This window comes from Streptomyces sp. NPDC040622 (assembly GCF_055593965.1).
Map to the genome: position 1 here is coordinate 21193 of NZ_JBVIXD010000013.1, position 9428 is coordinate 30620.

Annotated in this window: 11 protein-coding genes; 6 read left to right on the forward strand and 5 right to left on the reverse strand. The window is 69.7% G+C overall.

The window, feature by feature from the left end; translation table 11 throughout:
• Positions 1 to 3: 3 nt before the first annotated feature.
• Positions 4 to 399, reverse strand: coding sequence for a superoxide dismutase, Ni (gene sodN / locus ACZ592_RS33005; RefSeq protein WP_471585366.1), 396 nt, complete (start codon positions 397 to 399; stop codon positions 4 to 6).
• A gap of 144 nt (positions 400 to 543) precedes the next feature.
• Between sodN and sodX the strand changes: the two genes are divergently transcribed.
• A complete protein-coding gene (sodX, locus tag ACZ592_RS33010) occupies positions 544 to 978 on the forward strand; it encodes a nickel-type superoxide dismutase maturation protease (protein WP_471585521.1) in 435 nt (144 codons plus the stop codon).
• On the opposite strand, the gene ACZ592_RS33015 is transcribed toward sodX, so the two are convergent.
• On the reverse strand, positions 861 to 1511 hold the full coding sequence (locus tag ACZ592_RS33015) for a CGNR zinc finger domain-containing protein (protein WP_471585367.1): 651 nt from the start codon (positions 1509 to 1511) through the stop codon (positions 861 to 863). The genes sodX and ACZ592_RS33015 overlap by 118 nt on opposite strands.
• Positions 1512 to 1602: 91 nt before the next feature.
• Between ACZ592_RS33015 and ACZ592_RS33020 the strand changes: the two genes are divergently transcribed.
• Complete coding sequence (locus ACZ592_RS33020) at positions 1603 to 2376, forward strand: class I SAM-dependent methyltransferase (RefSeq protein WP_471585368.1); 774 nt, start codon at positions 1603 to 1605, stop codon at positions 2374 to 2376.
• Between the two features lie 133 nt (positions 2377 to 2509).
• Here ACZ592_RS33020 and ACZ592_RS33025 read toward each other — a convergent pair whose 3' ends face one another.
• Genes ACZ592_RS33025 through ACZ592_RS33035 form a run of 3 tightly spaced genes read right to left on the reverse strand, consistent with a single transcriptional unit; the run spans position 2510 to position 5212 of the window.
• A complete protein-coding gene (locus ACZ592_RS33025; RefSeq protein ID WP_471585522.1) occupies positions 2510 to 3262 on the reverse strand; it encodes an amino acid ABC transporter ATP-binding protein in 753 nt (250 codons plus the stop codon).
• A gap of 11 nt (positions 3263 to 3273) precedes the next feature.
• A complete protein-coding gene (locus tag ACZ592_RS33030; protein ID WP_471585369.1) occupies positions 3274 to 4215 on the reverse strand; it encodes an amino acid ABC transporter permease in 942 nt (313 codons plus the stop codon).
• Between the two features lie 40 nt (positions 4216 to 4255).
• A complete protein-coding gene (locus tag ACZ592_RS33035) occupies positions 4256 to 5212 on the reverse strand; it encodes an ABC transporter substrate-binding protein (protein ID WP_471585370.1) in 957 nt (318 codons plus the stop codon).
• A 667-nt stretch (positions 5213 to 5879) separates the two neighbouring features.
• On the opposite strand from ACZ592_RS33035, the gene ACZ592_RS33040 reads away from it, so the two are divergent.
• From ACZ592_RS33040 to ACZ592_RS33055, 4 genes are all read left to right on the forward strand, one after another.
• Positions 5880 to 7094 (forward strand): NAD(P)-dependent malic enzyme, encoded by a 1215-nt coding sequence (locus ACZ592_RS33040; RefSeq protein ID WP_471585371.1) that lies wholly within the window; start codon positions 5880 to 5882, stop codon positions 7092 to 7094.
• A gap of 227 nt (positions 7095 to 7321) precedes the next feature.
• Entirely contained in the window at positions 7322 to 8284 is a 963-nt protein-coding gene (locus ACZ592_RS33045; protein WP_471585372.1) for a zinc-binding dehydrogenase, read from the forward strand.
• Positions 8285 to 8384: 100 nt separating this feature from the next.
• A complete protein-coding gene (locus ACZ592_RS33050) occupies positions 8385 to 8594 on the forward strand; it encodes a helix-turn-helix domain-containing protein (protein ID WP_471585373.1) in 210 nt (69 codons plus the stop codon).
• On the forward strand, positions 8594 to 9256 hold the full coding sequence (locus ACZ592_RS33055) for a Clp protease N-terminal domain-containing protein (protein WP_471585374.1): 663 nt from the start codon (positions 8594 to 8596) through the stop codon (positions 9254 to 9256). Before ACZ592_RS33050 ends, ACZ592_RS33055 begins: the two co-directional genes overlap by 1 nt.
• Positions 9257 to 9428 lie beyond the last annotated feature (172 nt).

The following is a 9428-nucleotide window of genomic DNA, read 5'->3' on the forward strand; positions in this document are numbered from 1 at the left end:
GGATCAGGCCTTCTTGGTCTCCCAGAAGATCTTGTCGATCTGGGCGATGTAGTCCAGCGCCTTCTGGCCCGTGGCCGGGTCGGCCGAACCCTTGGCGGCCGAGAGGGCCTTCAGGGTGTCGTTGACCAGCTGGTGCAGCTCCGGGTACTTCTCGAAGTGCGGGGGCTTGAAGTAGTCGCTCCACAGCACCGAGACGTGGTGCTTCGCGAGCTCGGCGCGCTGCTCCTTGATGACCACGGCGCGCGTCTGGAACTGCGCGTCGTCGTTGCCGGCCATCTTCTCCTGCACGGCCTTGACCGACTCCGCCTCGATGCGGGCCTGGGCCGGGTCGTACACACCGCAGGGCAGGTCGCAGTGGGCGCTGACCTTCACCTTGGGGGCAAACAGGCGGGTAAGCATGTTGCTGTCCTCCTCGTGATCGTCTTCTCAGGTGGGACATTACTCCGTGAGAGACGGGATTTCGCGAGTGCCCCCATGGGCTTAGGACAAAAGTCCAGGGTCAGACTGGGACTCGTGGAGGATAGGACCGGGGAGGTGCCGGTGATGCCGGAGCTGTCGCAGGAGAGCGAGCCCGGAAGGGCCGTGGTGCCGTGGGGTGCCGCCGAGGTGACCGGCCCCTCGATGGTGCCGACGCTGCACCACGGGGACCGGCTGCTCGTGCGGTGGGGGGCCCGGGTGCGCCCGGGTGACGTGGTGATCCTGCGCCACCCCTTCCAGCAGGACCTGTTGGTCGTCAAGCGGGCCAAGGAGCGCCGTGAGGGCGGCTGGTGGGTGCGCGGCGACAACGCGTTCGCGGGCGGGGACAGCACGGACTACGGCGTCGTGCCCGCGGAACTCGTCCTCGGCAAGGTGCGGTTCCGCTACCGCCCGCCGACGCCGGGGCTCCGTTCGCCGTTCGCGCTGGCGCGCTGGGCGGCGGGTGCCGTACGGCCGGTGCTCGCCGAACGCTCCGTCTCCTGGCGCTTGCGGGCGCGGTAGGCGGCGACGTTGGCGCGGGTCGCGCAGCGGTCCGAGCAGTAGCGCCGGGAGCGGTTGGTCGACGTGTCGAGGTAGGCGTTGCGGCACGGTGCGGCCTCGCACAGGCCGAAACGTTCCACGCCGTGCTCGGTGAGGTGGAAGGCCAGGCCCATCGCGGCGATCGCGGCGTACCCCGTCGTGGCGTTCGAGGAGTGATCCGCCAGGTGCATGTGCCACAGCGGGCGGCCGTCCTCGTCCCGGTGGTCGTGGCCCGAGACCTGCGGGCTCACCGGGAACTCCAGGAGCAACGAGTTCAGCAGGTCGACGGCGAGCGTCTCGTCGCCGCCGTCCGCCGCCTCGAACACCGCCCTGAGCCGCGCCCGTACGGACCGGAAGCGGGTCACGTCGGCGTCCGTGGCGCGGCGGGCCATCTGCGTGCTCGGCCCGAACAGCTCCGTGATCGCCTCGACGGAGGTCAGCGTGTCCTTGCCGCGGCCCGGCTCCTCGCTGTTGACCAGGCGTACGGCGAAGTCTGAGTAATGGGCCAGTTCCACTTGTAGTCCTTACGGGGGCGGGCTATGGTCATCTCGTCGGCCGGTAATGGCCGATTGCGGTACCAGGGTATTACGTAGTGGAGGGGTTCTGATGACGGAAACGGGGACCGGGACCGGGCTCGGCACCGACTGGCGCGTCTGGCAGGACAGCTGGGACCGGCAGCAGCAGTGGTACCTGCCCGACCGCGAGGAGCGGTTCCGGATCATGCTCGACATGGTCGAGGCCGTGGTCGGACCCGCGCCGCGCGTCCTCGATCTGGCGTGCGGTACAGGAAGTATTACGGACCGGCTGCTCAAGAGGTTCCCGGACGCCACCAGCGTCGGCGTCGACCTGGACCCCGCGCTGCTCACCATCGCCGAGGGCACCTTCGCCGGCGACGAGCGGGTCACGTTCGTCACCGCGGACCTGAAGGACCCCGACTGGGCCGCGGCCCTGCCGTACGACTCGTACGACGCCGTGCTCACCGCGACCGCGCTGCACTGGCTCTACTCCGAGCCGCTCGCCACCCTCTACGGGCAGGTCGCCGGGCTCGTCAGGGACGGCGGCGTCTTCATGAACGCCGACCACATGCCCGACCCCGCCACCCCGCGCCTGAACGCCGCCGAGAGCGCCCACCGCCACCGCCACATGGACCGCGCCAAGGCCGAAGGCGTCCTGGACTGGAAGGAGTGGTGGCAGCTCGCCGCCCAGGACCCGGTCCTCGCCGCGCCTACCGCCAAGCGGTTCGAGATCTACGGCGAGCACGCGGACGGCGACATGCCCTCGGCCGAGTGGCACGCCCGCACCCTGCGCGACGCGGGCTTCGCCGAGGCCCGCCCGGTCTGGTCGTCCCCGTCGGACTCCCTGGTGCTCGGCCTCAAGTAGACACCGGGCCGCGAGCCGGGCATGCCGAGAGGGGCGGTACGGATCCAGGATCCGTACCGCCCCTCTCGGCGGCGCCGAGCGCCACAGGCCCCAGTGGGAGGCCCCGGCTGGAGAACTCAGCCGGAGAACCCCGCTAGAGAACCTTCGACAGGAATGACTGCGTCCGCTCCTGCTGCGGGTTCGTCAGGACGTCGCGCGGGTGGCCCGACTCGACCACCACGCCCTCGTCCATGAAGACGAGGCTGTCGCCGACCTCGCGGGCGAAGCCCATCTCGTGCGTGACGACGATCATCGTCATGCCGGACTCCGCGAGGTCGCGCATCACGTCGAGCACGTCACCGACGAGTTCCGGGTCGAGCGCCGAGGTCGGCTCGTCGAACAGCATCAGCTTCGGGTCCATCGCGAGCGCGCGGGCGATCGCCACGCGCTGCTGCTGGCCGCCGGAGAGCTGCGAGGGGTAGTTGCCCGCCTTGTCGGCGAGGCCCACGCGCTCCAGGAGCCGGCCGGCGCGCTCGCGGGCCTCGGCCTTGGAGACGCCCTTGACCTGGACCGGCGCCTCCATGACGTTCTCGATGGACGTCATGTGCGGGAAGAGGTTGAAGCGCTGGAAGACCATGCCGATGTCCCGGCGCTTGAGGGCGACCTCGCTGTCCTTGAGCTCGTACAGCTTGTCCCCCTTCTGCCGGTAGCCCACCAGGTCGCCGTCGACGTACAGCCGTCCGGCGTTGATCTTCTCCAGGTGGTTGATGCAGCGCAGGAACGTCGACTTGCCGGATCCCGAAGGGCCGATGAGGCAGAACACCTCGCCCGACTTGACCTCCAGGTCGATGCCCTTGAGGACCTCTACGTTGCCGAAGGCCTTGTGGACGCCCTCGGACTTCACCATGGCGGTCGTCATCAGTGACCAACTCCCGAGCGGTTGCCCAGCGACAACATATTGGCCTTGATCTTCTGGAACGGGGTGTCCGGAAGCGTGCGCAGCGAACCGCGCGCGTAGTACCGCTCCAGGTAGAACTGACCGACGCTGAGGATCGACGTCATGATCAGGTACCAGCAGGCGGCGAGCAGCAGGGCCTCGACGGTCGCGCCCGACGAGGTGCCGATGTCCTGGGCGTACTTGAGGAGTTCGTAGTACTGGACGGCCGCGACCAGCGACGTCGTCTTCAGCATGTTGATGAACTCGTTGCCGGTCGGCGGCACGACGACGCGCATCGCCTGCGGCAGCACCACGCGGCGCAGCGTCTTGCCGTGGCTCATGCCGAGCGCGTGCGACGCCTCGGTCTGGCCCTCGTCGACCGAGAGCAGGCCGGCGCGGCAGATCTCCGCCATGTACGCGGCCTCGTTGAGGCCGAGGCCGAGCAGCGCCGTCAGGAACGGCGTCATGAAGTCCGACCACTCGTCCTTGTAGACCGGGCCGAGGTTCACGTAGTCGAAGACGAAGCCGAGGTTGAACCAGACGAAGAGCTGGACCAGGACCGGCGTACCGCGGAAGAACCAGATGTAGAACCAGGCGATCGACGAGGTGACCGGGTTCTTCGACAGCCGCATGATCGAGAGCAGCACACCGCCGACGACGCCGATGAGCATCGAGAGGAAGGTGAGGATCAGCGTCTCGCGGACGCCCCTGAGGATGCGGTCGTCGAAGAAGTTGTCGGGGATCGCACCCCAGTTGATGTCGCCCTGCGAGAAGGCGTAGACGATCGAGGCGAGCACGCCGATCGCGAGGACCGCGGCGACGTAGCGCCCGAAGTGCCGGACCGGGATGGCCTTGATGGCCTCCGCCGGACGGGCCGCCGGGACGTCGTCCGCCGGGCCCTTCTTGGAGATGTCGGGGGTCACGGAAGTGGCCTTTCAGCGACTGGGAGGGAGGGGGAGGGGGTCACTTGCCGCCGTTGACCACGGCTTCCTTGACCGCACCGTCCCCGACGCCCCACTTCTTGATGATCTTTTCGTAGTCGCCGTTCTTGATGATCGCGTCGAGCGCGGCCTTGATGGCGTCCCGCAGCTCGGGGTTCTTCTTGGAGACCGCGATGCCGTACGGGGCCGCCTCGACCTGCTCGCCGACCAGCTCGAAGTCCTTGCCGCCGCCCGAGGTCTTCACCGCGTACGCGGCCACGGGGAAGTCGGACGAACCCGCGTCGGCGCCGCCGGAGCGCAGTCGGGCCTGGGCCTGCTGGTCGTTGTCGTACTGCTCGATCGCGATCTTCTTGCCGCCCTTGCACTTCTTCGACTCGGCCTTGGCCAGGTCGTGCGAGACGGTGCCGCGCTGGACGACGATCTTCTTGCCGCAGAGGTCGGACCAGGCCTTGATGCCCTGGGTGTCGCCCTTCTTGGTGTAGATCGAGACGCCCGCCGTGAAGTAGTCGACGAAGTCGACGCCGGTGCCGACCTTCTTGCCCGTGTCCTCGTCGACGCCCTCCTGGCGGTTCTTGGTGTCGGTCATGGCCGACATCGCGACCTGGTAGCGCTTGGAGCGCAGGCCGCCGAGGAGCGTGTCGAAGGTGCCGTTCTCGAACTCGAAGTCCACCCCGAGCTGCTTGCCGAGCGCCTCGCCGAGGTCGGGGTCGATGCCGACGGTGTTGCCGGACTTGTCCTTGAACTCCACCGGCGGGTAGGCGATGTCGGACCCGACCTTGATGACGCCCTTGTCGCGGATGTCCTTGGGGAGCTTGTCGGCGAGCGGCGCGTCGCTGACCGAGTTGCTCTCCTTGTCGTTGGTCTGGTCGCCGCAGCCGGAAAGCAGCAGCGTGCCGACGACCGCGATCGTGCCGACCGCCGCAATCCGGGACTTTGCGGACTTGGCTGCGGTCTTACGACAAAGGGAGCTGGCGGTCATGGTGGGTCCTCCGGCGGATGAGGGAGTTGCCGATGGGTCGGGCACACACCTTCGGGTGTCGCGACCTCGTGTGATGACGGCATCTTGCCATTCGGACCGTCCGATTCTGGGTGCCGAAGATGTCAAAATCGGATAACGGGCGAGCAGCGAATCGCACCACCCCGGTACAGCAAGGGCGTAAGGGGGCAGGAGCGAAACATCGTTAACCGATGGATATCCGGTGAATCTCGCCATGCGGACTGTCGGCATGTGCTATTCGGAGAATTCGGACATTGACGGTTTGGTGCGCGCGTGGGCGACCCTTTCCCGAGCGATAGGCATCATGTCGGGAAAAGCGGGCATACCGTTCTTGATCGCCGGACGCGCGGCTCCGCGGACGGCGGGCGAGGCCGCGGAGGCCGTGTCCCGTCCGGCCCAGTGACACTCGTCCCGGCCTCGAGGGACGTCTGCGGAGCATGCTGCAACCAATGTCACTCGCCCGTGCCCGCCGCCTTCGGGTACAAAGGTTGGCTACACCCCTCATCCGGGGCCCAGGGCGCGTGTGCGGCGCGCCCGCGTGTCCGTACCTCCCTCCGCCGACAGGCGGGGAACGGACGCGGTGCCCGCCCACTTCTCAACCGGGAGTGGACACCCTCAACTGATGAATAAGACTTAAGGGGTCAAACAAGTGGCAGCGGAGATCGTCAATCCTCGCAGCGACAGCAGTACGGATCACGAAGGTGCTGACGAGCCCTTCGATCCGGCGTTTGCGCTGCACCGCGGCGGCAAGATGGCCGTGCAGGCCACCGTGCCGGTCCGCGACAAGGACGACCTGTCCCTGGCTTACACACCCGGCGTCGCGAAAGTGTGCAGCGCGATCGCCGAGAAGCCGGAGCTCGTCCACGACTACACGTGGAAGTCGAATGTCGTCGCCGTGGTGACCGACGGGACCGCCGTGCTCGGTCTCGGCGACATCGGAGCCGAGGCCTCCCTCCCCGTGATGGAGGGCAAGGCCATCCTGTTCAAGCAGTTCGGCGGCGTGGACGCGGTGCCGATCGCGCTCGCCACGACCGACGCCGACGAGATCGTCGACACCGTCGTGCGCCTCGCGCCGTCGTTCGGCGGCGTGAACCTGGAGGACATCTCGGCGCCGCGGTGCTTCGAGATCGAGCGCAAGCTCCAGGAGCGCCTCGACATCCCCGTCTTCCACGACGACCAGCACGGCACGGCCGTCGTCACGCTGGCCGCGCTGCGCAACGCCGCGAGGCTGACCGGGCGCACGCTCGGCGAGCTGCGCGCCGTCATCTCCGGCGCCGGTGCGGCGGGCGTCGCCATCGCCAAGTTCCTCCTGGAGGCGGGACTCGGCGACGTGGCGGTCGCGGACCGCAAGGGCATCGTCAGCCGTGACCGGGATGACCTCACCCCGGTCAAGCGCGAGCTCGCCGAGCTGACCAACAAGGCCGGCATCAGCGGTTCGCTGGAGGCGGCACTCGACGGCGCCGACGTCTTCATCGGCGTCTCGGGCGGCACCGTCCCCGAGCCGGCCGTCGCGTCCATGGCGCCGAACTCCTTCGTGTTCGCCATGGCCAACCCGAACCCCGAGGTCCACCCGGACGTCGCGCACAAGTACGCGGCCGTGGTGGCGACGGGCCGTTCGGACTACCCGAACCAGATCAACAACGTGCTGGCGTTCCCGGGCATCTTCGCGGGCGCCCTCCAGGTGCGGGCCTCCCGCATCACCGAGAGCATGAAGATCGCCGCCGCCGAGGCCCTCGCGGCCGTCGTCGGCGACGAGCTCTCCGCGGACTACGTCATCCCGTCGCCGTTCGACGAGCGGGTCGCCCCGGCCGTGACGGCCGCGGTCGCCGCCGCCGCCCGGGCGGAGGGCGTGGCCCGGCGCTGACGCCGGCCCCGCGAACCGACACGCCCCCTGCCGCACGAGCGTGCGGCAGGGGGCGCGGTGCGTGCGGGGGTGCGTGCCGCAGGTGCGTCGGCCGGGCTCGCCGGGGATGCGTGCCGGCGCGTACCCGGGTTGCGTACCGGGGTTGCGTACCCAGCCGGTCCGGCAGCGGCGCGTGTCACAGCCGTACGTGGTTCCGTCACCGCACGCCTGCCGCCTAGGGTCGCCTCATGTTCGCTGCCTACGCTGCCCGTATCGACCGTGACCAGCCGCTCGACGGCCTCGAGTTGGGGGAGCGGCCCGCCCCCGAGGCGCGCCCCGGCTGGTCGACCGTGAACGTCAGGGCCGCCTCCCTCAACCACCACGACCTGTGGTCGCTGCGCGGGGTCGGCCTGGCCGAGGACAAACTGCCGATGATCCTCGGCTGCGACGCCGCAGGGACCGACGAGGACGGGAACGAGGTGGTGCTCCACTCCGTCATCGGGCAGAGCGGGCACGGCGTCGGGCCCCACGAAGGCCGCTCCATTCTCACCGAGAAGTACCAGGGCACCTTCGCCGAACGCGTCGCCGTCCCCACCTGGAACGTGCTTCCCAAGCCGAAGGAGCTCTCCTTCGCGGAGGCGGCCTGCCTGCCGACCGCGTGGCTGACCGCGTACCGCATGCTGTTCACCAACGCCGGGGTGCGCCCCGGGGATTCGGTCCTGGTGCAGGGCGCGGGCGGCGGTGTCGCCACGGCCGCGATCGTGCTGGGCAAGGCGGCGGGCCTCCGGGTCTTCGCGACGAGCCGGGACGAGGCCAAGCGGAAGCGGGCACTCGAACTGGGCGCCGTGGAGGCGGTCGAGGCCGGCGCGCGGCTGCCGCAGCGGGTGGACGCCGTCATCGAGACGGTGGGCGCGGCGACCTGGTCGCACTCGGTCAAGTCGCTGAAGCCGGGCGGGACGCTGGTCATCTCTGGCGCGACCAGCGGCGACCGCCCCTCGCACGCCGAGCTCACCCGGATCTTCTTCCTGGAGCTGAAGGTCGTCGGCTCGACCATGGGCACCAAGGACGAGCTGGAGGACCTGCTGGCCTTCTGTGCCGCGACGGGCGTGCGGCCGGTGGTCGACGAGATCCTGCCCCTGGACCGGGCCCGCGAGGGCTTCGAGCGCCTGGCGTCCGGCGAGCAGTTCGGCAAGATCGTCCTGGAGGTCTGAGCCGCCTCTCCCTCCCTCCCCTCTCCACCCTCCCTGTCCTGCCTACCCTGCGTGTCAACCATGGTTGACACTCGACTCGTGTCAACGTAAGTTGACGCGCATGACCGAAGCAACGGATCTCGCCGAGCGTGCGGGTGACAGCGACCCACGGGTCGGTCTGCGGGCCGTCACCGCTCTGCGCAAGCTGGTCGAGCGGCTGGAGGCCGTGCAGGTGCGCAGTGCGCGCCGGCAGGGCTGGTCGTGGCAGGAGATCGCCGCCGAGCTCGGTGTCAGCAGGCAGGCCGTGCACAAGAAGTACGGGAGGCAGTGATGTTCGAGCGGTTCACCTCGGAGTCCCGCGCCGTGGTCGTGGGCGCGGTCGAGCAGGCGGAGCGGGCGGGTGCCGCCTCGGTCGACGACGGGCACCTGCTCCTGGCCCTGCTCGCCCAGCTCGACCAAGGCGCCGGGACCCGCGCCTCGTTCGCCCTGACGGCCCTGGGGGCCGCGGACCGGCGCGCGTCCATCGAACGGGCGCTGGCCGGTGCGCGGCGCAGGGGCGGCCTCTCGCAGGCCGACACGGAAGCGCTTGCGGGCCTCGGCATCGACGTCGAGGAGATCGTCGCCCGGGTCGAGGAGGCGCACGGGGTCGGGGTGTTGGCCGACGGGGCGGGCGGGCCGGAGGCCGACGGGAGCGGTGACGGTGAGGGTGGCGGTGGCGGTAAGGGTGGCGGTGAGGGTGAACGGGGTGATGGCGGCAGGGCCGCTCGGAAGGGCTGGAAGGCCCGGCTCGGCCGCCTGCCCTTCACGCGGGACGCCAAGGAGGTCCTCGCGAAGTCCCTGCGGATCGCGACCGCGCGCCGCGACAGGACCATCGGGGGACACCACATGCTCCTGGCGCTCACGGTCCGGCCCGGCGTGGTCTCGGAGGTGCTCGCCGATCACGGGGTGACGTACGGGGAGTTGGAGCGGGTGCTGTACGCCGGAGCGGCCTGAGGTTCTGTATCCGTAGGGTCGCGGTCGTCCTGTGGTCCTCCTACGGCCGGTGTGCGGTTCTTGTGCGTGGTCGTGGCTGGCGGTCGTGGGGGGGGGGGGGGGGGGGGGGGGGGGGGGGGGGGGGGGGGAGGGAGGGGGGGAGGGGGGGGTGTGGGGAGAGGGGTGGAGGGGA

What these genes read in the sequence shown, in the direction of transcription:
- ACZ592_RS33020 (WP_471585368.1), top strand. Translation starts at nt 1,603, where the DNA reads ATGACGGAAACGGGGACCGGGACCGGGCTCGGCACCGACTGGCGCGTC.
- sodN (WP_471585366.1), bottom strand. Translation starts at nt 399, where the DNA reads ATGCTTACCCGCCTGTTTGCCCCCAAGGTGAAGGTCAGCGCCCACTGC.
- ACZ592_RS33055 (WP_471585374.1), top strand. Translation starts at nt 8,594, where the DNA reads ATGTTCGAGCGGTTCACCTCGGAGTCCCGCGCCGTGGTCGTGGGCGCG.
- sodX (WP_471585521.1), top strand. Translation starts at nt 544, where the DNA reads ATGCCGGAGCTGTCGCAGGAGAGCGAGCCCGGAAGGGCCGTGGTGCCG.
- ACZ592_RS33050 (WP_471585373.1), top strand. Translation starts at nt 8,385, where the DNA reads ATGACCGAAGCAACGGATCTCGCCGAGCGTGCGGGTGACAGCGACCCA.
- ACZ592_RS33035 (WP_471585370.1), bottom strand. Translation starts at nt 5,212, where the DNA reads ATGACCGCCAGCTCCCTTTGTCGTAAGACCGCAGCCAAGTCCGCAAAG.
- ACZ592_RS33045 (WP_471585372.1), top strand. Translation starts at nt 7,322, where the DNA reads ATGTTCGCTGCCTACGCTGCCCGTATCGACCGTGACCAGCCGCTCGAC.
- ACZ592_RS33025 (WP_471585522.1), bottom strand. Translation starts at nt 3,262, where the DNA reads ATGGTGAAGTCCGAGGGCGTCCACAAGGCCTTCGGCAACGTAGAGGTC.